Source organism: Natrinema gari JCM 14663 (assembly GCF_000337175.1).
In the GTDB taxonomy this organism is placed as follows: domain Archaea; phylum Halobacteriota; class Halobacteria; order Halobacteriales; family Natrialbaceae; genus Natrinema; species Natrinema gari.
Genome location: NZ_AOIJ01000079.1, coordinates 1 through 21,270, shown reverse-complemented (window position 1 = coordinate 21,270; position 21,270 = coordinate 1). Strand labels below are relative to the sequence as shown.

The following is a 21,270-nucleotide window of genomic DNA, read 5'->3' as shown; positions in this document are numbered from 1 at the left end:
CACTCGGTGGTGTCGACCGGTCGCCCGCGGTTCACTCCTCGATCGGAACCGTGTGGCCGGCGTCGCTCGAGCGATAGATGCCGTTGATGACTCGCTGGACCGTGAGGGCCTCTTCGATACTGTTTCCGCGCGTGCCCTCGCTGACGATCCGATCGAAGAACTCCCGCTGTTCGTCGGAGTGGGTATCGTTCTGGCGCGTCTCGATGGTCGTGTCCTCGAGATGGTCCGGCCCGACCTTGCTCGCCGAATGGAACGTGAGGTCACCGTCGAGGAGGTCGAAGCGGGCCGCGGATTCAGTCCCGCGGGCGACGAATTCGTGGGTCGCCGGCCGGTTGGTCGCCCACGCGACCTCGAGCGAAATCGTTCGATTTCCCGCACAGCGGATGAAGGCGCTAGCGGAATCGTCGACGTCGAACCCGTCAGGACCCGCGTCGTCGGCCCACATGTCGAGGTAGGCGTACTCCTCGCGGGAGCCGAACTCGCTGCGGGCGATACCGCTTACTTCCTCGACCGCGGGATAGCCGAGCAGGTAGAGTGCGAGATCAATCGCGTGAACGCCGAGATCGATCAGCGCGCCGCCACCGGCGATCCGCCGCTGGGTGAACCACGAGCCCCGGCCCGGGATGCCGCGCCGTCGGACGTAGTTCGCTTCGATGTGGGACACGTCGCCGAGTTCGCCCCGATCGATCCGGTTTTTCACGATTTGGACCGTGTTCGCAAAGCGGTTGTTGAACCCCACCATCGCGTAGCCGTCCGACGCTGCTGCCGCGGTGGCGATTCGTTCGGCGCTTTCCGTCGAGTGGCCGAGGGGCTTTTCCAACAGGACGTGGAGGTTCCGTTCGAAGGCGTCGATGGCGTACTTCTCGTGGTACTTGTTCGGCGTCGTGATGATGACCGCGTCGATGCTGTCGTACAGTTCGTGGTGGTCGTCGTAGACGTCGGCGTCGTACCGTCGTGCAAAACGCGTTCGCGCTTCGGGAGCGATATCCATCCCCCCAGCGAGCGTCACGCCGAGGTCGACGAGTCGCTCGGCGTGATACTGGCCGATATTGCCGAGGCCGACGATCCCGGTTTCGAGTTCCGATCGATCTTCTATCATTTCCCTGGTGTTCTGGCACTGCCAGCGTTCGTCTTCTGTCGGACATATACACCCATATCCGCTATATAGAATACTTCGGCTCGAGGAACTTCCGTCCGTCGCCACACGCCGAGCGGTCCGCAATGGGGACCTCGCTCGAGAGCACTCCCGGCGCGACGGGCGGTCAGCTGTCGGCTTCGGTCGGCGTCGTCCCGGGCTCTCGTTCGGGGAGGTCGGTGATACCGTGAACCAGCGCGTCGCCGGTTGCGGTTTCGAAGAGATGGATCTTCGACCGGTCCAGAACGACATCGACGTCCTGGTCCGCCTCGATGTCCGTGTCGGGCGTGACGCTCATCAGCAACTGGTTCGGTGACGCTGCGGGGTCTTGTTCCATCGAGCCCGTGGCGGCCTCGGAGAGCAGCAGGTAGACGAAGACCTCATCGCCCATCGGTTCCAAGACGTCGGTTCGGGCGTCGATCCGGTCGGTCGGCGATGCGAGCGACTCCGCGTACGACGACAGATGGACGTCTTCCGGTCTGATCCCGAGCGTGACGGCGTCGCCGACCCCTACGTCCGGCAGCTGAGACGGATCGAGGGCGACGGTGAAGTTGTTCGTCTCGAGGCCGCCCTCGACGAGCGTCCCCTCGACGAAGTTCATCGACGGCGAGCCGATGAAGCCGGCGACGAACAGGTTCGTGGGTTCGTTGTAACAGGTAAGCGGCGGGCCGATCTGCTGGAGCCGGCCGTCGTTCAGCACGGCGATCCGATTTGACATCGTCATCGCCTCGGCCTGGTCGTGGGTGACGTAGATCACCGTCGCATCCAACTCCCGATGGAGCCGCTGGAGTTCGGTCCGCATATGGACGCGCAGCTTTGCGTCCAAATTGGCCAGCGGCTCGTCCATCAGGAACACGTCGGGGTTGCGAACGATCGCGCGGGCGATCCCGACCCGCTGTTGCTGGCCGCCGGACATCTCCGCCGGCATCCGATCGAGCATGCCCTCGAGTTGGACGATATCGGCGGCCTCCTCGACGCGCCGCCGGACCTCCTCGTCGTCGTACTTCCGTAGCCGCAGCCCGAAGGAGATGTTCTCGTAGACGTCCATGTGCGGGAACAGCGCGATGTTTTGGAAGACCATCGCGACGCCCCGGTCCTTCGGGGCGAGATCGGTAACGTCGTCGTCGCCGATGGAGACCCGTCCCGCTGTCGGCTGGGTCAACCCCGCGACCGTCTCCATCGTCGTCGACTTCCCACAGCCCGAGGGGCCGACGAAGGTAACGAACTCGCCGTCTTGCACTTCGAGGCTGATATCGTCGACCGCCGTTTCGTCTCCGTACCGTTTCGTAACGTTCTCGAGTCGGACTCGTGCCATTGTCTTACTCTTTGAGTGCGCCTGCAGTCAGCCCGCTGACGATCTTTTCCTGTGCGATCACCACGAGGATCGCGACGGGGATCACCCCGAGGATGCTCGCGGCGGCCATGAGATTGTACAACACCTCGTACTGTCCCTGATAAGCGAGGATTCCGTCGAGGATCGGTGCCCAGTTGTCGGGCTGGCCATCCGTCATCAGGAACGAGAAGAAGAACTCGTTGTAGACGGCGATGAAGGTCAACACGCCGGCCGTGGCGACGCCCGGTGCCGACAGCGGGATGATGACCCGGAACAGCGCGCCGAGGCGAGTCGTCCCCTCGACGCGAGCCGCGTCCTCCAGGCCGTCCGGGATCTGTCCGTAGAACGTCGTGAGAATGAAGATCGCGAGCGGCATGAAGATCGCCGACAGCGGGGTCACGAGGGCAAACGGCGTGTTGTAGAGCGTGCCGTCGCCGGTGATCGGTTCGAGGAACACGAACGAGGTGTTGAAGAGGTCGTTCAGCGGGATGAAGAACGCGGCCGGCGGGAAGAACGAAATGATCAACACCAGCAGCATGAGCGGCGTTCGGCCGGGGAACTCGAGGCGGCCGAAGGCGTAGCCGGCGAGGCTGGCGATGACGAGGACGACGACTGTCGAGGCGAGCGCGATCACGAAGCTGTTGAACATGTAGACGTGGAAGGGGATGACCTCGAAGACCTCGATGAACGCGCCCGGATTGAAGCCGTTGGGCGTGACGACGATGTCCTGAAGCTGTCCTTCCGGCGTCAGGGCCACCATGAGCAGCCAGTAGAACGGGAACAGCGTCGTCACGAGGAAGAAGATCGCTGCGACGTAGAACATCGCCCGGTACACCCGCTCGGGGTGGGAGATGGAGTTCGCCACCCACCGCTGGAACGGGCCGCGATCGAGTTCGGCGTCGCGGTCGTCCTCGAGGGCCGTCGTGCCGCCGTCGGGTCGGCGGAGGGTCGGGTCTCTCGGCGGTCCGCCGCCGGCGGTGTCGATGCCTCCGGTGTCGTTCGGATCAGTGGAATCGGACATCAGTACATCCCTCCTTCGGTGTCACGGAAGAGGAGCACGTAGCCGCCGATGATCAGGCCGATCGCGAGTGCCGTGGCGAAGGCCACGGCGGCGGCCGTCGCGTAGATGCGAGTCCCGCCGAACATCGCTTCGACGACGAGACAACTCAGCGAGGGAACGGTCGTACAGCCGGCAGTCGACTCGATCAGCCCGAAGACGCGCATCGCGTCCATGGTTCGGAACAGCATCGCGACCAGCAGTGCCGGCATCACGAGCGGCAGCGTAATCATCTTGAATCGCTGCCATGGCGAGGCCCCGGCCACGCGGGCGACATCGTAGAGGCTCCGGTCGACGCTCTGGAGTCCCGCGAGGATCAGCAGGGCCATGAACGCCGACGACTTCCAGATGTCCGCCACGAGGATGATGATGAACGCGTCCCGGCTGTTGGCCAGTGGCGTCCCGCTGAAGATACCGATGCTCTGCATGAGGTCGGAGCCGAACCCGACCGTCGGCTGGAACAGCAGGAAGAAGATCATCCCCTGAATGACGATCGGCACCGCCCACGGGAGAATGATCGCCACGCGGACCCAGCGACGGCCCGTAAACTCCTGGTCGAGCACGTACGCCTGGCCGAACCCGATCACCGTCTCGAAGATGACGCTGATGACTGCAAAGGCGAGCGTGACGAACAGTGCCTGCTGGAAGAACGGGGTCCCGAGTTCGATAAACGGAAACGACGAGGTCAGTCCGACATCGAGGAACTGCCGGGCCAGTCGCGCGTTCCCGGTGAGGATGTCGACGTAGTTCTCGATACCGACGAAGCCGCCAAGCGGGTCGAGTCCTCGCGTTTCGTTGGCGCGAAGCGAGATGACGAACGTCCGGAGCATCGGGTAGAACGCGATCAGCGTCAGCAATGCGAACGCCGGCAGTAATAACAGGTACGCGTATGCCGCCTCGCTCAGCCCCTCCATCCAGTTGACGACGGCGGTACCGGTCCGGTCACGGTCTTGTTCCCGTCCGGATTCGCCGCCGAGCACCCCGTCACTGTCGGTGTCAGTTGCCATTTGTCTCCACCTCCGCTTCGCTCTGCTCGAGTTCGTCTGCGAGGTCGTTCATCGCCACTTCGGGGGATTGCTTGCCACGATACGCCGCGTTGACGGATTGATAGATCAGCGCTGACTGTTCCGGCCAGAGGTCGGTCGCCGGTCGTGGGACCGCGTTCTCGCTGGCCTGCTGGACCACGTCGCCGTAGCGAGCGACGGGCCCGACCTCATCCGGACTCGCTTCCGCGACCAGATCGAGGTTCGGCGGCAAGTAGCCCCCGACTTCGAAGACCGTGAGCATGACGTCCTCGGTGGCGAACGCCTCGAGGACCTGCAGCGCTTGCTCTTGCCGCTCGGAAAACGGACTCACGGCGAGGTTCCAGCCACCTAGTGCCGCGATGGTGCCGCCGGTGCCATCGTACGCGGCTTCCTGCTGGGAGACCGCGTACGGTCGCGTCATGACCCCGAGGTTCTCGCCGAATGCGTCTTCGGTCCCTGTCTCTGCGATCGCGTACGACCAGTTGCGGTTCGAGACGGCCTCGCCGCCGGCAAACGGGTTGAGCGACTGCTGTTCGGTCCACTGGACGATCGCCGACGGACAGATCTGGGCGTAACCATCCATGGTGTTTTCCTCCTCACCCTCGATGAACGAGCGCATCATCCGGATCGCGTCGATGCACCGCTCCTCGTCGACGGTGATCGGCCGGTCGCCCGCGGTGAAGAGGTTGTTCACGCCACCGAAGTACGCCCCGCCCCAGGACGTCATCACTTCGTTGAACGTACAGCAGGACAATCCCTCGTAGGCGGCCGCCTGCGTCGTGAACCCGTAGTTGAGGGCGGCCTGGTCGCGGGCATCGCGGACCGCCGCCGAGAACTCCTCCCAAGACGGTGGCTCCGAGGGCCAGTTGCTGGTGTCGTAGCCGGCGTCTTCGATCAGATCCTCGCGGTACAGCGTGAACCCCAGATCCGGAAAGAACGGCAGGGCATGGAGCTCTCCGGTTGCAGGATGGCGCGCCGTTTCGAGGATCGCATCGAGGTACTGCGTGTTCACGCGCTCGAGCACGCCGTCCGAGAGCTCGTCGGTCAGGTTGACCGTCTGGTTTCGAAGGACGAACGGAATCGTCCAGCCGCTGTCCATCATGTGGATATCGGGCGGAGCACGACCCGCTTCGAGCGCCGACTGAGCCGTCTGCATCCGCGACGCGGAGTCGCTGACGACGGTCTGGATCTCGATCCGGATGTCCTCGTCGAGACCAGCATCCCAGAGCGCCTGCTGAACCGAGGGGTCGTCGCCGCTGTGGATGATCCCCGCGACACCCGAGTCGGCGGTCATCACGACGGTGTTCGGGCTGCGACCCCGACCGAGACAGCCGGTGACGGCGACCGCTCCCGCCGTCGATGCCGATGCAGCCGCCAGGAACGACCGCCGTCTCAGACGGGCACGGTCACACTGTCCGGTGGTATCGCGACCCATGAGAAGCAACGGACCACGTTCTCCATCTTAATTGTTAGCTATAAATGCTGTAATAAGGGCTGAGTGTTCGGATCTCGTTTCGGTTACGGCTTCCGCTCGTCGAGCGCCCACGGAACGGGCGTCGGCCCGCTGCCGGGCGGACTCGCCTCGAGAACGCTAATCACCGATTGGTCGACAGCGGTCGGCAGCTGCCGGCCGATGGGCTACGTGGCTGCTCGCCGTACGGCGCACGGCACATTCACCGCCCCGGTTCGGCGTCCCCGGCCGGGTCGGCGCGACGACCGTCGGCTCCCGGCGCGGTCGGTCCCAGCGGCAGGATCAGCGGTCCTCGAGCATCGGCGGTTCGTCCCGGCCGATGTGGATCTCGTGGGCCTCGATGTCCTCGAGAGCGGCGACACGGCCACCGACGGAGACGTCGCCGTCGTCGGTGTCGATCGTGAGACTGGCGACCTCTTCGCTGACCTCGAAGGAAATGTCTCGGATGCGACCGCGGACGATCCGCTGGCCGCCGACCTCGACATCTCGGCCCTCGACGGTCGCGTAGAACTCGCCGCCCTCCTCGATGAGGTCCTTTACACACCGGCGGATTGAGGCGTACTTCCGGGGGTACGTTCGGTCGGTTCCGTCCTCGCCGAGCACCCGTTCGGCGGTCGTCCAGAGGACCGTCCCGAAGAACCCGGAGATCAGGAAGCCGAGCGCGGAGCGGTTGAAGATGACGCCGTACCGATCCTGGTCGTCGCGTAGGGCGTCCTGGGTGGCATAGACCGAGTAGTTGCCGTCGGCGACGGCAACGACCGGCGTCGTGATCCCGCGCCGAGCGCGGGCCGTCGACGCGACCGCGCCGTATTCGAACTCCGCGGGATCGGGCGCTTCGCTCGCGGGCGTCACGATCAGGTCGACGCTCACGCCGGCCTCGATCGCCGTGCGCAACTCCGCCTCGAACCGCGTCAACAGGTCCGGCGTCAGCGACAGGGAGAGTTCGTACTCCGCGGCGTCGATGACCTCCTCGAGATAGCGCAGGATCGTCGAGCGCGATTTCACGAGCGAGACGGCCTCCGTATCGCGGGCCGGCGCGGTGTAGCGGGCCTCGAGTTCCGAGATCATCTGCTCGAAGGATGTCTGGACGTCGTCGAAGGCCTCGCCGGGATCGATCGCGACGACCTTCATCGGGCGGGACTCCCGCAGTTCGACCAGTCCGCGGTCGCTGAGACTGCGGACGGTGTCGTAGACGCGGGGCTGGGGAATCTCCGTTCGGTCCGCGATCTCGCTCGCCGTGAGCTGGCCCTGCTCGAGGACGGTGAGGTAGGCGTCGATCTCGTACTCGCCGAGGTTAAAGCGGTCGCCGACGCGCTCGACGGTCGAGCGAAGTTCGTCTGGTGCCATATCGGACACTACGATCCCGACCGCTAAATGATTTATTATACTTCGAGTAGCACGCGTTTTCGAAATCGGGTTGTCCGATTTCGGTCCCCCAAAGCTGACGGTCAGAACGCTTAACCACAACGGGCCTGAGCGTCTTGGTATGCGCGAGGTCCTTCGGAGAGATGCGAGTTCGGTTGTCGAGGCGGCGCAGGCTACGTTGCCGAACGAGACACCCGAACTCGCGATCAAAATCGCGCTGGCCCTCCTCGTCCTCGCCGTCGGCTGGTACCTCTCGAAACTCGCCGTTCGGATCGCCGGTCGCACGGTCGCTCGCAGGATCGAACGACCGAGCGTCACGCGGACCGTGCTCCGTGGCGTCAGACTCGCCGTGTTGCTCTGGGCGATCGGCATCGCGGCCGGCATCCTCGGCGTCGGCGACACGCAGATCCTCCTCTCGGTGACCGTCATCTCGGCCGTGATCGCGATCGTGCTCGCGCCGCTGGTCGGGAGCCTGATCAACGGCCTCTACATCCTCGCGGATCGCCCCTACGAGATCGGCGACATGATCGAAGTCACCGACGCCGGCCACCGCGGATTCGTCGAGGACATCACGATCCGTTACACCAAGATCTTCACGCTCCAGAACACCTTCATCGTCATCCCCAACTCCGAAATCCACGCGCGCGACGTCGTCAACTTCTCCGCGGAGGACGAACGAACGCGAATCTCTATCGGGCTCGAGATCACCTACGACAGCGACCTCGAGGCGGCACGACAGGCCGCGGAACGAGCAGCCAGGAGCGTCGACGAGGTCATCTCGGGCGGCCCCGACATCCGGATCGGCAGCGCCCGCTACGCCGCCGCTCCCTCCTGTTACATCGCCGAGTACGGGGATCACGGGATCGCCCTCGAGCTGTTCTTCTGGATGAACCATCCCTACAAGCAGACCGTCGTCCGGTCGGCGGTTCAAGACGCCATCAACGAGCGCTTTGCCGATATCGATGCGGAGTTCGCCTACCCGCGCCGTCATCACGTTTTCGACGGCAGCAGCGGTGTCGCCCGCGTGTCCGTCGACGACTCCGGCTTCGAGCAACCGCACGCAAACGCGTCCCGGTCGCCGGGGCCGACGGGCGAGCCTCCCGCGGACCCGACGGATCAGTGACGGCGGCCGGCGTTTCCTTCCGCTCGGTATTGTGGGGGTGATTTATGCTGTCCCCGGTTCAATGCGCAGTCAGTCGACAGATGTACGACGATGTTCTCATTCCAACGGACGGAAGCGATACCGTTCCCGAGACGCTCGCCCATGGACTGCCGATCGCCGCGGACAACGATGCAACGATCCACTCGCTGTACGTCGTCGATAGCCGCGTCACCGCCGCGGCCGACGACGAGACCGCTGCCGATCTCGAGCGCTCGCTCGAGGCGGAGGGTCGGAACGCGGTCGCCGACGTCGAGGAGCGGGCGGCAGCGGCGGACCTCGAGACCGTCAGCGAAGTCCGCCACGGGACGCCCGCGAAGACGATCCTCGAGTACGCCGACGAGGCGGGAATCGACCTGATCGTGATCGGGACGCGCGGCAAGAGCCCACGGGAAAAAGTCACGTCGTTGGGAAGCGTCTCGGAGCGCGTCGTCGACAACGCTTCCGTTCCGGTGTTCGTCGTGCGAAACGCCGGCACCGACGAGTGAGCAGCCGGTGTTCGTCGTGCGAAACGCCGGCACCGACGAGTGAGCAGCCGNTCGTCGTGCGAAACGCCGGCACCGACGAGTGAGCAGCCGGTGTTCGTCGTGCGAAACGCCGGCACCGACGAGTGAGCAGCCGGTGTTCGACCGCGATCACGCGCGTGCGCCGTCGACCGTGATGACCTCGCAGTCGAGGTGGGTCCGGAGATAGCGGTCGATGTCCGGGTTGTCCGTCAGGCGTTGGAAGAGCCGTCGCAGCCGACTCGCCTGTTTGGTCCCGATGACGACGGCGTCGGCACCCTCCGCCCCGACCTCGTCGAGAATACTCTCCTCGACGAGAAAGCCCGTACGGACCACGTACCGTGCGTTCTCGAGCCGCCCGAAGGTCCGCTCGACGGCGCTTTTCAGATCCATTCGCGTTGTTTTCTTCCCGTTCTGGTACAGGTCGACGTGCAGTATCGTCAGCGCCGCGTCGCGCTCGCGAGCGATCTCGATCGCCTGCTCGAGCGTTCGCCGCGAGTGTTTCGACAGCGGGTACCGAACGGGAACCACGACCAGCGACATTAGACATCCAAATGCCTTCCGAGCGGGTAAACCTTTCAGTACGGACTATCAGGGACGAGTATCTGTCACATGTGGCGTACTGTAACACGCTTCGTGATCCAGAGTCGGCGAACCGCTCCCGGCGGCGAATTCGACCCGGAAAGACAGCCATTTACCGGGTGCAAGCGTACGAGCGGGCATGCAAAGCAGGTCGACCGACGACGGCGACACCGTCTACGTTTCGGAGACGGACGGCGACAGGGGGTCGAAAGGGGTGTTCCTCGTCGCCTACGAATCGCCAGATACGAACCATCGGTATGGGTGGTTCTGTACGAACTGCGAGAGCCTCGACAACGCGATGGATTCGATGGGTCGAATCAAGTGCAACCGGTGTGGGAACTTTCGCAAGCCCACCGAGTGGGACGCCGCCCACGAGTGATCGGTTCTAACTGCCGCGCCGCTCGAGTCCCCGTTGGACCGCCGCTGCGGCCGTGAAACCGGCAGAAAAGCCGGTAAGGAGTCTATTACTGACCGCACGTCGGCTCCGCGACGACACGGATGAATCCTCCGTTCGAGGCAGGTTCGTCTCGACGACCCCTCCCCGCTCCGTCTTGTCACGTACTAACATTTATGGTGGATGGGGACATAGACAGTAGTGAATGGGTCCTGTTAACATGCGGCTCGTCGAGCAGGCCAGGTCGATCTTCGCTGAGTTGGGTTACACCGTCGAAGGCAACGGCCCCGAGTTCCGCGCCGAACGCGCGTGGAAGGTCGTTCACGTAAACGCCGTCCTCGAGACGGGACAACTCCCGTCGCCCGCGTCGGGGCAGTTTCACTGTTTCGTCGCCGAACCCGAGGACGCCGACGATCTCGAGACGCGACTCGAGCGGACGAATCCGAACTACGAGTGGGCGATTATCGTCGTCGACGGGGAGGACTATCAGGTCGAACGAGCGCCACCAGGACCGCGAGTAACAGCGTAAAGCCGACGGTTCGAAATCAGCAGTCGCGGTACGTCCCTTATTTTTCGAGCGCGTTACGCGTCGCAGTCACACCCGCACCCGGATCGACGTCCGCACCCATCGACTCCAAGACGTCGCCCAGCGCCGTCACGACGTAGATCACGTTCTCCGGGCGCGCGGAGTGGCCCATACAGCCGATTCGGAATATCTCCCCGGCGAGATCGCCCAGCCCGCCGGCGATCTCGAGGTCGTACTGCTCGAGTAAGGTGTCACAGACCGCGCCGTCGTCGATCCCGTTGGGAACGCGGACGGCGTTCAAGCTCGGCAGCCAGTACTTGTCGGGGGCGTTCATCTCGAGCCCCATCGCCTCCACGCCGGCTTTCAGCGCGCCGGCACGTCGCTCGTGGCGGGCCCAGCGGTCCTCGATCCCCTCCTCGGCGACCAGTCGCAGGGCTTCCCGGATCGCGTAGACGTTCGTGATCGGCGCGGTGTGGTGGTAGGCCCGCTCGTCGCCCCAGTAGCCCTCGAGCAAGGAGAAGTCGAGGTACCACGAACGAGGGTCCTCGTCACGTGAGAGGACTTTCTCCATGGCCTCGTCCGAAAGGGTCAGTGGGCTCGCGCCCGGCGGACAGGAGAGACACTTCTGTGGGCCCGCGTACGCCACGTCGATATCCCACTCGTCGACTCGCAACTCGACCCCGCCAAGCGAGGTGACGGTGTCGGCAATGACCAGGGCATCGTGGTCGTGGGCCGCGGCGGTCAGTTCCGGGACATCGGGCTGGAGGACGCCCGTACTCGTCTCGGCGTGGACGAACCCGAAGACGTCGGGCTCGTGTTCGGCCAGTGCGTCCGCGACGTCATCGGGCACGAGTGGCTCGCCCCACGGCGCGTCGACCGCGACGACCTCGCCGCCCGCTCGCCGAGCCATCGAGGCCATCCGGTCGCCGAAGTAGCCGTTGGTCGGCACGAGCATGGTGTCGCCGGGTTCGACGACGTTACCGATCGCGGCCTCCATCGCCGCGGAGCCGGTCCCGGAAACCGGAATGGTCCACTGATTGTCCGTCCGGAACGTGTACCGGAGCAGTTCCTGAACCTCGTCCATGATCTCGACGAAAGAGGGATCCAGGTGGCCGACCAACGGCGTGCTCATCGCCCGGAGGACCCGCGGGTGTACGTCGCTCGGCCCGGGACCCATCAGGGTCCGATCGGGTGGTGTGAGTTCGCCGACGGATGGCGCACGAGCTGTCTCGGCCGCCGCGTCCTGAGACATGGGCGTGTGCTCGCCGGCCACTCGCAAAGGCCTACCGGCACCGGCGAATTACAGGCCACGCTCGGACGACGCGACGCTCTCCGCTCGGTGTCGCCTCAGCGACAGTGCTTTCCCTCGAGTCGCTGTGTGACTCCTGCTAACGGATTTCATTTCTGCGAGCCGTTTAAGCCTCCCCGACACATACCGGAACTATTGTGTTTATCGGTCACGGACTCATCGCGTTTGCCGTCGCTGCGTGCGTCGCCGACTGGCGAGGCTGGGAGCCTCGACGGGCCCTCCTCGTCGGCGCTGTCGCCGGCACGTTCGCGACGATTCCGGACATCGATGTCGCCTACGCGCTCGTCGGTCTCCTCGAGTGGCACGTGTCCGACGGTGTCCTCGGAGCATCGACGGCCTTCTGGGACGCGAGCCGCGATGTCCACCGGTCCGTGACCCACTCGCTGGTGGTCGGTGCGGTCGCCGCCCCGGCGTTCGGACTGCTCGCCGTCCGCAGCGGTTCAGTTCGCGCTCGCGTCGCCCGGGCCGCTGCGGTCGCCCTGCTCGTCGGACTCATCGTTATCGCTGTCGCCCGAGACGGTCCGATCGCGGCGCTCGTCATGTGCCTGTTCGCAGCGAGTGGCCTCCTCGTCGCCCGCGGCGTCGCTCGAGCGTCGACGCTTTCGCCGCCGACGGTCGCCCTCGCCGCCCTCTGGGGGCTCTGGTCGCACCCGTGGGGTGACTTTCTGACCGGATCGCCGCCCGACTGGCTGTTCCCGTTCGGCGCTCCCGTTCTCGAATCGCGCCTGGTCCTCCACTCGGACCCGACGCTCAACCTGCTCGGCGCGTTCGGGATTGAACTCGCGACGATCTGGCTCGCACTCGCAGTCGGCTGCCGACTTACCGACCGCTCGCTCCGTGCGGCCATCGATCGGCGGGCGGGGATCGGCGTCGCTTACGGCGGAGCCGCGCTCGCGGTAACGCCGCCCACCCTCGACGTGTCCTATCACTTCGTCTTCTCGATACTCGGGGTCGGCCTCCTCTGTGGTGTCGTTCGGGAGTCCCCCTCGTTGGCGCTGCCCCGCCCGCGCGCTCGCCGCTTCCCGTCGTCCGACGGACTGCTCGAGATGGCACTCACCGCGCTGACTGCCGTGACTGTCGCCCTCGCCGCGTACGTCGCCGTCTATCTGGTTGCGGTGCCGTCGTAGGAGACCAGCTGCTCGACTCCGTACGCTTTTGTGAGGGCAGTCAGTACGGGAGACTGTGTCTCGGGCCTCACTCACGAAACTGATCGCTGACGACCGCTCTAACGCGGTGGTCGCGTGGCTGCTGGTCGTCGCGATCGCACTCATTGGCCTCGGTGAGTTCGTGACGGGTGGCATCCTCTGGACGACGTTCGCGGTGATACTCGTCGCGTTGGCGTTATTGCCGCCGCTTACCGTTCAGTCCCCGGTTGCAATGCTTCCCTGGGAAGTGCTCTTGCTTGCGGCGCTGCCCGTTCTCGGAATGGTTCTCGAGGCGGACCGGCTGACGGGGAACTTCACGTCGTACCTCTCGGTCGCGACGATCGCACTCGTCATCGCCGTCGAACTGCAGGCCTTTACTACCGTGCGAATGACGCCCGGCTTTGCCGTCATCTTCGTCGCCGTGACGACGATGGCCGCTGCCGCCCTATGGGCGCTCTTTCGGTGGAGCGTTTCCGGACTGCTCGGCGTGCCGTTCCCGAGCGACCACGACGCCGTGATGTGGGAGTTCGTCTATTCTGCAGCTACCGGTCTCGGTGCCGGCATCGTTTTCGAACTGTATTTCAGACGACTCGGGCGACTCGAGCAGTACGAGACCGGCGACGAAGCGTCCCCAGCGGAGGGTCCCGATGCGTAACATCTCCGGGTTGCTCCCGTCCCGGCAGCAACAGCGGCGACTCACCTACCTCATGGAGATCGGGTTGATCGGCATGCTGTTCGTCGGGATCGAACGCGGCAACGGCGGCATCGTCCTGAACACGGCCGTCGCACTCGCCGTCACCCAACTCCCGCCGCTCCTTGAGCGCGACTACGAGATCCCGATGGACCCGCGGCTCACGCTCTGGATCACCACTGCCGTCTTCCTCCACGCGTTCGGGACCGTCGGACTCCCGGGTGCCACCAAAACGCTCTACAGTCAAGTCTGGTGGTGGGATCACATGACCCACGCGCTTTCGGCGTCGCTCGTCGCCGGTGCGGGATACGCGACCGTCCGTGCGCTCCACGAACACGCCAACGGCATCCACTTCCCACAGCGGTTCGTCGCGGTGTTCATTCTGCTTTTCGTCCTTGCCTTCGGCGTCCTCTGGGAGATCCTCGAGTTCGCCATCGCGCTGTCGGCGCAGGCACTCGGGATCAACGCCGTGCTCACACAGTACGGCCTCGCCGATACGATGCTCGACATCGTCTTCAACTCGATCGGCGGCCTGATCGTCGCCCTGTGGGGCGGTGCCTATCTCACGGACGTCACCAGTGCGATCCGCGATCGACTCGACGCACGGGACGACTGAATTGGGCAGTATCGACGCGACGGCGTCGGTTCACGTCTGAACGGACGCCGTGTTTTACGTCACTACGCAGCGTAGCCACGCAGGCCATGGTCTTCAAGAAAATAACACTCATCGGCACCAGTCCGGAAAGCTTTGACGCTGCGGCCGACGACGCCATCGACCGCGCGGAAGCGACCCTACAGAACGTACAGTGGATCGAGGTCGACGAACTCGGCGTCGAAGTCGCCAGCGCGGACGAGCGGGAGTACCAGGCCGAAGTCACCGTTGCGTTCAGACTCGAGGAGTAGTCAACCGCGCGGCGGCTCTCGTCCGCGGCGTTCGATCGTTCCTTTTCGTCGGTCCGACCGATACTCCTGTCCGTCGGCTATCGGTCGTAAGCCAAGCCGGCAGAAAACGAGGGCGGTACGGAATCGGCTGTGAACGGTCGCAGTTACGTCCGGAACGATTCGCCGCAGCCACACTCGCTGACGACGTTTGGATTGTCCACGTGGAACCCTTCAGCCTGTAACCCGTCCTCGTAGTCGAGGACGCTCCCCTCGATGTATTTCAGGCTCGCCGGATCGACGAACACGCGCAGGTCGTGGTGCTCGTAGATCGTATCGTCCTCGTCCGGCGCGTCGTCGAACCGCATGCCGTAGGAGAGACCGGCACAGCCACCCTGTTGGACGAACAGCCGAAGGCCGGCTTCCGTCACGTCGAGGTCCTCGCCCTCGAGGAGGGACAGCGCCTGTTCGGCCGCGTCTTCGGTTACTTCGATCGTCGGGCGCGTGTCCGCCTCCCCGCCGTCCATACTGTCCGTGCTCATACCACTCCATTCCGGCGCAACGATGTTAACTGTGACGCCCTTCTCGGACAGCCGAACTAGCCGAATCCGGTTACGCGTGGCCTCGATCGACCGCTCGCGACTCGGCTACCAGTTCGCACGCCGGAGCGATCGATAGCACGTCCCGAACTGTCGCTCGTCGTTACGCGAGAGTTCGATGTCGTGTTCCGCCAGCAGTTCGAGCATCCGCTCCAGGTCGCGGTCGTACCACATCGAGAGGAGCCGCACGTTCCGCTGTGCGTAGTCGTAGTTGCGCTCGAGGACGCGCCCGTCCATCGGATCGACACGCGGTTCCATCTCGGTCCCTACTCCCGACCTCCAGCTACGTAAAACCGGTCCGCAATTCCGTCTGCTGAAACCGTTCTCTCCCGGTTTCCAATGGTTATTCGTCGGTGTCCGGCTCGTCCTCGAGTCGACTCCGGACGCTCTCGGCGTGGGCCTCGAGTCCCTCGGCCGTCGCGAGCGTGGTGATCGTCTCGCCCATGTCGGCGAGGCCCTTCTCCGAGAGTCGCTGGACCGTCGTCGATCGCAGGAACGTCTCGACCGCGAGCCCGCCGGTCACGCGCGCGCCGCCGTTGGTCGGCAGGACGTGATTGGTACCGCTGGCGTAGTCACCCGCCGCGACGGGGGTGTTCGGACCGAGAAAGACGCTGCCGGCGCTGTCGATGCGCTCGAGGAGCGAGTCGTCGTCCTCGGCGATGATCGAGAGGTGTTCAGGCGCGTACTCCTCGGCGAAGAGGATCGCTTCGCTCATCGATCGCGCACGGAGGACGCCGCTCGCATCGTTTCCGAGCGCCTCTCGAATTACGGCCTCTCGTTCGCGCGCGTCGGCCTGCTCGTCGACGGCTGCGGCCACCGCGTCGGCGGTCTCGGCGTCGTCGGTGACAGCCACGACCGAGGCGTTGGGATCGTGCTCGGCCTGTGCGACGAGTTCCGCGGCGACGAGTTCCGGGTCCGCGCTCTCGTCGGCCACGACGACCACTTCGCTGGGTCCGGCGAGGAAGTCGATCTCGACGTCACCCCGTACCTCGGCCTTGGCCGCGGTCACCCACTTGTTTCCGGGCCCGACGATCTTCTGGACGCGGGTGATCGTTTCCGTCCCGTAGGCCATTCCCGCGATCGCCTGCGCGCCGCCGACGCAGTAGACCGCGTCCGCGCCCGCCGCGTGGATCGCCGCCAACGTCACCGGGTTCAGTTCGTCCGCCGGCGGCGTGACCACGGACACGTGATCGACGCCGGCAACGACCGCCGGCACGACACCCATGATCGCGCTCGAGGGGTAGGCCGCCGAGCCGCCGGGGACGTAGACGCCGACACGCTCTATCGGTCGGAAACGCCGGCCTAGCGTGCGCCCCTCGCTGAACTCCCGCCGCCAATCTTTGGGACATTGGGCCTCGTGGAACTCGCGGACGTTCGCCGCGGCCCGCTCGATCGCGTCCCGCATCCCGTCGTTGATCTCGTCGTACGCGCGCTCGCAGTCGCCGGTGATCTCGAGGTTGCCGACTTCGACGTCGTCGAACTCGCTGGTGTACTCGCGGACTGCGACGTCACCTTCCGTGCGAACCCGTTCGACGATCTCCCGAACGTCTCCCCTGACCGACTCGATACCGGCGTCGCGATCGAAGAAGGCCGCGCGGTCGTCCGGCCCGAGATCGGCGACCGTCTGCACGTCGATTGTCATACCGCAGCGTTCGTGGAGCGGTCGAAAAACGGTTTCCTTCCGCTCACGTCTCGGCGTCCTCGACGGTCCAGATCCCGACGGCGTCGAGCGTTGCCCTGATGAAGAGGTAGACGAGGAGCCCGAACCCGACGACGGCAAGCGGTGCCTGCAGCAACTCGGCGACCGCCGCGCCGAGAACGAGTCGACTGATCCCGCGCACGAAGAAACTCACGATCACGAGTCCGAACGCGATGAGCGCGAGTTTGACGAATCCCGACCGGTCCATGTGTGATCCTACGCACACGGTCGCTAAATGACATCGGTTCGGTTCCGTCCGACCGCCAGCCACCTCACCGCACGTCGGCGCTCGCCGCACGGCCGATCGCGTAGACGGCTACCGACCCGAAGACCAAGGCGAGTCCCGATAGCACGGCCAGCGCGGGGACGAGCGTGTTCCACATCCCGTCGAACCGCGTGATCTCGATAATCGTCATGGTGTCCTCGCCGAGCATCACCGCACGGGCGGCGTCGACGCCGTACGTAATCGGGTTGACCGTCGCGACCGTCCGAATCCACTCCGGCAGCGCCGGCAGCGGGAGGAACGCACTCGAGACGAACAGCAAGGGTAACTGGAGCAGGTTCGCTCCGATGATCGTCGATTCCTCGTCGCGGGTCACCACGGCGAGGACGTTCGAGAACGCGGTAAACCAGATCGAGAACAAGACGCAAATACCGACGATCGCGACCGCGCCGACCACCCCGGTCGCGATCTCGGCACCGAGCAACACGCCCAGGACGAGCACGATCACGACCTGAACGACGATGCGGACGATCTCGGCCAGCGTCTTGCCCAGAAAGACGGCGCTGCGGTTCATCGGGCTCACCAGCGTCTTCTCGAACATGCCGTTCTCGATGTCGTTGACCAGCCCGATTCCCGATGTCGCGGCCGCCACCAGCGCGACCTGGATCACGATCGCCGGCACGAGGTACGTCTCGTAACTGATCCCCTCGAGCGCGCTCGTCGCGACGCCGCCGAACACCTGCGTGAACAGGACGAGGAAGATGATCGGCTGGACGAGCGAGACGACCAGCACGAACGGGTTCCGGACCGACTTGATCGTCCAGCGGACGAACGTAACCCACACGTCGCTCGCGAAGCTCCCGCCGTGGCGGTCGACGTGCGGTGTGCTCATCGATCCACCCCGTTCCCCGTCCGCTCGTCGGCCCCGCTCGAGTCATGGCCGCCGGCACCGACCGGTCCGGAGCGGATGTCGTCTGTCGGCTCCCGTTCGTGTTCTGCCCTCGATGCGTTCCCGTCCGGTTCGCCGGTCACCGCGAGGAAGACGTCGTCGAGCGTTGGCGCACGAACGTCGAACCCCACGACGCCGATTCCGGCGTCGCGAAGGGCGACCAGCAAATCCGTTCCACGCGCCCGCGCGTCACGCGCGGTCACTGCTATGCCAGACTCGCTGGGCTCGATCACCGCTCCGTCCGCGAACAGCCCCTCCTCGCGTGCGATCGAGACCGCCTGCTCGCTCTCATCGGTGTCCGCCAGTTCGACGGCGAGGATCTCGCCGCCGACCCGCCGTTTCAGCTCGTCCGGCGTCCCCTCCGCGACGACGGCCCCGTTCTGGATGACCGACAGCCGATCGCACAGTTGGTCGGCCTCCTCGAGATACTGCGTCGTCAGAAAGACGGTCGTTCCCTCGTCGTTGATCCGCCGGAAGTACGCCCAGAGGCGGTTTCGCGCCGCCGGGTCGAGTCCGGTCGTCGGCTCATCGAGGAAGACGAGCGGCGGTCGGTGGACGAGCGCCGTCGCCGCGTCGAGGCGCTTTTTCATCCCGCCGGAGAAGTCGTCGGCGACCTTGTCCGCGACGTCGGTTAGCTCGACGAGTTCGAGCAGTTCGGCGATTCGGTCGTCCCGTCGGGATCGTGCTACGCCGTAGGCGTCACAGGCGAAGCGGAGGTTCTCGCGGGCCGTCAGCTCCGGATCGACGCTTGTCTCCTGAGCCATGTATCCGACCGTCGCCCGCACGCTCCGCGGGTCCGCGACGGTGTCGAACCCGTTTACCGTCACCGACCCGCCGGTCGGCCGCAACAGCGTTACCAGCGTTTTGATCATGGTCGTCTTGCCCGCGCCGTTGGGTCCGAGAAAGCCGACGAACTCCCCGCGCTCTACGAGGAGGTCGACGCCGCGAACTGCTCGCGTTCCGTCCGCGTACGTCACCGCCACGTCGCGGGCCTCGATAGCGTAGTCGGTCACGGTCGTGCTAGGACGACCACGGGGAAATACGTGTGAGTCGGACGCCACGTCATCGCCCCGCCTGCCGACCGCTCGACCGGCGGTCACGACGAGTCGACCGGCGCTGCTCGACGGTCGCCCGAGTTACGCCGACCGTACTCCACTGTGTCCTCGAGTCGGCCGTTCACGACGACATTTTCGGCCCGCTCTCGAGACCGGTCTGCCGGCACACGTTCAGCGCCGACAAGCGCTGCATAACTATTCCGCGTCCACCGTACCACCGTCGTATGTGGCCGTGGGAACACGCGATCGTCGCCTATCTCTCGTACTCGCTCCTCTGTCATGTCACCGTCCGCGATTCCCCCGGCGGACTCGACGCCTTCGCCGTCGTCGTCGCGTCGGTTCTCCCGGACCTGATCGACAAGCCCCTCGCGTGGACGTACGGCGTCTTCGACGTCGGCTACGGCCTCGGCCACTCGATCTTCTTCGCAGTGCCGGTGGCGATCGTCGCCGGAACGGTCGCACGAGCGGCCGATCGACCGCTGGTCGGCCTCGCGTTCGGACTCGGCTACCTGTCTCACCCCTTCGCCGACATCATTGATTCGGTCTTTCGACAGGATATCTTCCTCATCGAAATTACCCTCTGGCCCATCGCACCGGCTGAGGGCCGGCCGCCCGGACCCGACGCCATCGACGTGTTCGTCACGCTGACCGGCCGCTACGCGAATACCGTCCTCGCCGGCGATCTCTCGACGTACCTCTGGATACAGGTCGGACTCGCCGCGCTCACAGCGCTCGTCTGGCTTCTCGATGGCGCTCCCGTCCTCCGGGAGTGTCTCCGAGCGACCGGCCGAGCGATCGCGACGCTTCTGTATCGGGACACCGCCTCGAGCCGGACCGATCCGGAGCAACGATAGGCCAGCACTCCGCTTGATCGATACTCAACCGCACCCACTCGGGGAGTGAGCCATCTCCTGCCCTTCAATGCCGATCCAAGCGCAGTACGAGAGTCGCGGACCCGCTGGTTCGTATCTGCGTCCGGACGGCTGTCCGGCGACCACTCCCATCGGTGACGCTCCCGTGCCGAGGGCATCGCGACTGCCCGCTTGGCGTGGCCGAGCACCGCAATGTGGTTTGCCGTCTGTACCGTGACGTATCGCTTTTCGCGAGCAGGATCCCGTGTTCGAGATCGACCGCCCGCCAACTCAATGACGCCCTCGCCCGTCTCGGCACCGATGACGGTCACCGTTGTTGCACAGAATACCATCGGCACTCCCCTGAGACAGACAGTCCGTTACGGAGATTGTCGCACCCGCGGCTGTGGACGACTCGAGCAGTCGCTGCCGACCAACGCCGTTGGCAAACGGGTCCGTCGGACCTAGGCTCGGGTCCGTGTCACAGTCGCGTCCATCGTTGGTCTCCTGTCCATACCGCTCGTCCGACGGACAGTGCCAAATGCGGGCGTATGCCATCAATGGGTGAGTGCCATCCAACGATCATCGATGTAGACACATTGGTTCCGCCCTCGATCGGCGCGTTCGGTCGGACAAACGCGGATCTCTTGCCTACCGGTCGTCACAGCCTGCCGACGGTGACTATCTCTTTCACGTGAATGCCCAACACAGAGCAATGAGCGTGCGAGACGACGGGCTTATGTGTTCGTCCGGCGTTCGACACTAATGCGAACGACGTGGCGCACGCCGCCACGTTCCCTCCGGCCGTGACCCGGCACGGAGGTAGGCATCATATCCGCCCTCGCGATGGCAACGGACCGCTCCGTTGCCATCCATCTTGAGGCATTCGGACTCAACGCGACTGACGCCGATCGACGGCGCTGCGATACGACGCCCTTATATGATTGGGGCGTGTTCCTCAGAGTACGCGGAAGTCCTCGCCGGATGCGGTTTCCGGCGGCGGCGCGATCCGATGCCCTTATATGTACGAGGGAAGTTGGATATGAACGCGAAAGACGACGTGATCGGCGGGGCGTTCAACTCGCTCCGTCATCTCGGATGGGNAAGTTGGATATGAACGCGAAAGACGACGTGATCGGCGGGGCGTTCAACTCGCTCCGTCATCTCGGATGGGTCCGGTCCGAAGGGGTTATGTACTCCGGAGGGCCTACGATTACATCCGAAGGAAATGAGGATTCCACCCCTGCGGTCCGCCGTACAGATGGAATCTGATGTTAGCCTTGGTAGTTCGGTGACGCTCGATCGGTCGACGATCCGTGT

General features: G+C 64.9%; 23 protein-coding genes. 9 read left to right on the top strand and 14 right to left on the bottom strand.

Annotation, left to right across the window (positions count from 1 at the left end):
* Positions 1 to 31 precede the first annotated feature (31 nt).
* The 6 genes from C486_RS16815 to trmB all read right to left on the bottom strand — a co-directional run bounded on the left by C486_RS16815 (position 32) and on the right by trmB (position 7,368).
* Positions 32 to 1,204 carry a Gfo/Idh/MocA family protein gene (locus C486_RS16815; protein ID WP_275039796.1) on the bottom strand — a complete coding sequence of 391 codons (1,173 nt, stop codon included), beginning with the start codon at positions 1,202 to 1,204 and terminating at the stop codon, positions 32 to 34.
* A gap of 58 nt (positions 1,205 to 1,262) precedes the next feature.
* The gene (locus C486_RS16810) at positions 1,263 to 2,450 is read right to left on the bottom strand and encodes an ABC transporter ATP-binding protein (RefSeq protein WP_008458273.1); all 1,188 of its coding nucleotides are present in this window, start codon (positions 2,448 to 2,450) and stop codon (positions 1,263 to 1,265) included.
* A gap of 4 nt (positions 2,451 to 2,454) precedes the next feature.
* On the bottom strand, positions 2,455 to 3,489 hold the full coding sequence (locus C486_RS16805; protein WP_008458270.1) for a carbohydrate ABC transporter permease: 1,035 nt from the start codon (positions 3,487 to 3,489) through the stop codon (positions 2,455 to 2,457).
* Positions 3,489 to 4,532 carry a carbohydrate ABC transporter permease gene (locus tag C486_RS16800; RefSeq protein WP_008458269.1) on the bottom strand — a complete coding sequence of 348 codons (1,044 nt, stop codon included), beginning with the start codon at positions 4,530 to 4,532 and terminating at the stop codon, positions 3,489 to 3,491. Before C486_RS16800 ends, C486_RS16805 begins: the two co-directional genes overlap by 1 nt.
* Positions 4,522 to 5,985 carry an extracellular solute-binding protein gene (locus C486_RS16795; protein WP_008458267.1) on the bottom strand — a complete coding sequence of 488 codons (1,464 nt, stop codon included), beginning with the start codon at positions 5,983 to 5,985 and terminating at the stop codon, positions 4,522 to 4,524. The genes C486_RS16800 and C486_RS16795 overlap by 11 nt, the downstream gene beginning before the upstream one ends.
* 318 nt (positions 5,986 to 6,303) lie before the next feature.
* A complete protein-coding gene (gene trmB, locus C486_RS16790) occupies positions 6,304 to 7,368 on the bottom strand; it encodes an HTH-type sugar sensing transcriptional regulator TrmB (RefSeq protein WP_008458265.1) in 1,065 nt (354 codons plus the stop codon).
* A gap of 139 nt (positions 7,369 to 7,507) precedes the next feature.
* Between trmB and C486_RS16785 the strand changes: the two genes are divergently transcribed.
* Entirely contained in the window at positions 7,508 to 8,509 is a 1,002-nt protein-coding gene (locus C486_RS16785; RefSeq protein WP_008458262.1) for a mechanosensitive ion channel family protein, read from the top strand.
* 80 nt (positions 8,510 to 8,589) lie between these two features.
* Positions 8,590 to 9,033 (top strand): universal stress protein, encoded by a 444-nt coding sequence (locus C486_RS16780; RefSeq protein ID WP_008458260.1) that lies wholly within the window; start codon positions 8,590 to 8,592, stop codon positions 9,031 to 9,033.
* A gap of 147 nt (positions 9,034 to 9,180) precedes the next feature.
* Here C486_RS16780 and C486_RS16775 read toward each other — a convergent pair whose 3' ends face one another.
* Positions 9,181 to 9,591 carry a universal stress protein gene (locus C486_RS16775; RefSeq protein ID WP_008458258.1) on the bottom strand — a complete coding sequence of 137 codons (411 nt, stop codon included), beginning with the start codon at positions 9,589 to 9,591 and terminating at the stop codon, positions 9,181 to 9,183.
* Between the two features lie 178 nt (positions 9,592 to 9,769).
* Here C486_RS16775 and C486_RS16770 point away from each other — a divergent pair, with 178 nt between their 5' ends.
* Positions 9,770 to 10,009, top strand: a complete 240-nt coding sequence (locus tag C486_RS16770; RefSeq protein ID WP_008458256.1) for a DUF5816 domain-containing protein — start codon at positions 9,770 to 9,772, stop codon at positions 10,007 to 10,009.
* Positions 10,010 to 10,244: 235 nt separating this feature from the next.
* Positions 10,245 to 10,553, top strand: coding sequence for a DUF7116 family protein (locus C486_RS16765; protein ID WP_008458255.1), 309 nt, complete (start codon positions 10,245 to 10,247; stop codon positions 10,551 to 10,553).
* A gap of 37 nt (positions 10,554 to 10,590) precedes the next feature.
* Here C486_RS16765 and C486_RS16760 read toward each other — a convergent pair whose 3' ends face one another.
* On the bottom strand, positions 10,591 to 11,802 hold the full coding sequence (locus C486_RS16760) for a pyridoxal-phosphate-dependent aminotransferase family protein (protein WP_008458253.1): 1,212 nt from the start codon (positions 11,800 to 11,802) through the stop codon (positions 10,591 to 10,593).
* Between the two features lie 194 nt (positions 11,803 to 11,996).
* Here C486_RS16760 and C486_RS16755 point away from each other — a divergent pair, with 194 nt between their 5' ends.
* From C486_RS16755 to C486_RS16740, 4 genes are all read left to right on the top strand, one after another.
* Positions 11,997 to 12,986 (top strand): metal-dependent hydrolase, encoded by a 990-nt coding sequence (locus C486_RS16755; protein ID WP_008458251.1) that lies wholly within the window; start codon positions 11,997 to 11,999, stop codon positions 12,984 to 12,986.
* A 55-nt stretch (positions 12,987 to 13,041) separates the two neighbouring features.
* Positions 13,042 to 13,659 (top strand): hypothetical protein, encoded by a 618-nt coding sequence (locus C486_RS16750; RefSeq protein ID WP_049910655.1) that lies wholly within the window; start codon positions 13,042 to 13,044, stop codon positions 13,657 to 13,659.
* Positions 13,652 to 14,311, top strand: coding sequence for a hypothetical protein (locus C486_RS16745; protein WP_008458248.1), 660 nt, complete (start codon positions 13,652 to 13,654; stop codon positions 14,309 to 14,311). Before C486_RS16750 ends, C486_RS16745 begins: the two co-directional genes overlap by 8 nt.
* Before the next feature lie 86 nt (positions 14,312 to 14,397).
* A complete protein-coding gene (locus tag C486_RS16740; protein ID WP_008458246.1) occupies positions 14,398 to 14,598 on the top strand; it encodes a dodecin in 201 nt (66 codons plus the stop codon).
* A gap of 143 nt (positions 14,599 to 14,741) precedes the next feature.
* Here the strand turns inward: C486_RS16740 and C486_RS16735 are convergent, their stop codons facing one another.
* The 6 genes from C486_RS16735 to C486_RS16710 form a co-directional block, all read right to left on the bottom strand.
* A complete protein-coding gene (locus C486_RS16735) occupies positions 14,742 to 15,116 on the bottom strand; it encodes a HesB/IscA family protein (RefSeq protein WP_006184153.1) in 375 nt (124 codons plus the stop codon).
* A gap of 105 nt (positions 15,117 to 15,221) precedes the next feature.
* Entirely contained in the window at positions 15,222 to 15,431 is a 210-nt protein-coding gene (locus C486_RS16730; RefSeq protein ID WP_008458240.1) for a hypothetical protein, read from the bottom strand.
* Positions 15,432 to 15,516: 85 nt separating this feature from the next.
* Positions 15,517 to 16,815: a histidinol dehydrogenase gene (hisD, locus tag C486_RS16725; RefSeq protein ID WP_008458238.1), complete on the bottom strand. Its 1,299-nt coding sequence runs from the start codon at positions 16,813 to 16,815 to the stop codon at positions 15,517 to 15,519.
* A gap of 43 nt (positions 16,816 to 16,858) precedes the next feature.
* Entirely contained in the window at positions 16,859 to 17,080 is a 222-nt protein-coding gene (locus C486_RS16720; protein WP_008458236.1) for a hypothetical protein, read from the bottom strand.
* A 64-nt stretch (positions 17,081 to 17,144) separates the two neighbouring features.
* Positions 17,145 to 17,987: an ABC transporter permease gene (locus tag C486_RS16715; protein WP_008458235.1), complete on the bottom strand. Its 843-nt coding sequence runs from the start codon at positions 17,985 to 17,987 to the stop codon at positions 17,145 to 17,147.
* On the bottom strand, positions 17,984 to 19,057 hold the full coding sequence (locus C486_RS16710) for an ABC transporter ATP-binding protein (protein WP_008458234.1): 1,074 nt from the start codon (positions 19,055 to 19,057) through the stop codon (positions 17,984 to 17,986). Before C486_RS16710 ends, C486_RS16715 begins: the two co-directional genes overlap by 4 nt.
* Positions 19,058 to 19,323: 266 nt before the next feature.
* On the opposite strand from C486_RS16710, the gene C486_RS16705 reads away from it, so the two are divergent.
* Positions 19,324 to 19,953: a metal-dependent hydrolase gene (locus tag C486_RS16705; protein ID WP_008458232.1), complete on the top strand. Its 630-nt coding sequence runs from the start codon at positions 19,324 to 19,326 to the stop codon at positions 19,951 to 19,953.
* The last annotated feature ends 1,317 nt before the right edge of the window (positions 19,954 to 21,270 follow it).

Bases quoted from the DNA above. Each gene is read 5' to 3' on its own strand.
- C486_RS16805 (WP_008458270.1), bottom strand. From the start codon at position 3,489: ATGTCCGATTCCACTGATCCGAACGACACCGGAGGCATCGACACCGCC.
- C486_RS16810 (WP_008458273.1), bottom strand. From the start codon at position 2,450: ATGGCACGAGTCCGACTCGAGAACGTTACGAAACGGTACGGAGACGAA.
- C486_RS16780 (WP_008458260.1), top strand. From the start codon at position 8,590: ATGTACGACGATGTTCTCATTCCAACGGACGGAAGCGATACCGTTCCC.
- C486_RS16785 (WP_008458262.1), top strand. From the start codon at position 7,508: ATGCGCGAGGTCCTTCGGAGAGATGCGAGTTCGGTTGTCGAGGCGGCG.
- C486_RS16775 (WP_008458258.1), bottom strand. From the start codon at position 9,591: ATGTCGCTGGTCGTGGTTCCCGTTCGGTACCCGCTGTCGAAACACTCG.
- C486_RS16765 (WP_008458255.1), top strand. From the start codon at position 10,245: ATGCGGCTCGTCGAGCAGGCCAGGTCGATCTTCGCTGAGTTGGGTTAC.
- C486_RS16745 (WP_008458248.1), top strand. From the start codon at position 13,652: ATGCGTAACATCTCCGGGTTGCTCCCGTCCCGGCAGCAACAGCGGCGA.
- hisD (WP_008458238.1), bottom strand. From the start codon at position 16,815: ATGACAATCGACGTGCAGACGGTCGCCGATCTCGGGCCGGACGACCGC.
- C486_RS16735 (WP_006184153.1), bottom strand. From the start codon at position 15,116: ATGAGCACGGACAGTATGGACGGCGGGGAGGCGGACACGCGCCCGACG.
- C486_RS16800 (WP_008458269.1), bottom strand. From the start codon at position 4,532: ATGGCAACTGACACCGACAGTGACGGGGTGCTCGGCGGCGAATCCGGA.
- trmB (WP_008458265.1), bottom strand. From the start codon at position 7,368: ATGGCACCAGACGAACTTCGCTCGACCGTCGAGCGCGTCGGCGACCGC.
- C486_RS16720 (WP_008458236.1), bottom strand. From the start codon at position 17,080: ATGGACCGGTCGGGATTCGTCAAACTCGCGCTCATCGCGTTCGGACTC.
- C486_RS16795 (WP_008458267.1), bottom strand. From the start codon at position 5,985: ATGGGTCGCGATACCACCGGACAGTGTGACCGTGCCCGTCTGAGACGG.
- C486_RS16770 (WP_008458256.1), top strand. From the start codon at position 9,770: ATGCAAAGCAGGTCGACCGACGACGGCGACACCGTCTACGTTTCGGAG.
- C486_RS16705 (WP_008458232.1), top strand. From the start codon at position 19,324: ATGTGGCCGTGGGAACACGCGATCGTCGCCTATCTCTCGTACTCGCTC.
- C486_RS16760 (WP_008458253.1), bottom strand. From the start codon at position 11,802: ATGTCTCAGGACGCGGCGGCCGAGACAGCTCGTGCGCCATCCGTCGGC.
- C486_RS16730 (WP_008458240.1), bottom strand. From the start codon at position 15,431: ATGGAACCGCGTGTCGATCCGATGGACGGGCGCGTCCTCGAGCGCAAC.
- C486_RS16715 (WP_008458235.1), bottom strand. From the start codon at position 17,987: ATGAGCACACCGCACGTCGACCGCCACGGCGGGAGCTTCGCGAGCGAC.
- C486_RS16740 (WP_008458246.1), top strand. From the start codon at position 14,398: ATGGTCTTCAAGAAAATAACACTCATCGGCACCAGTCCGGAAAGCTTT.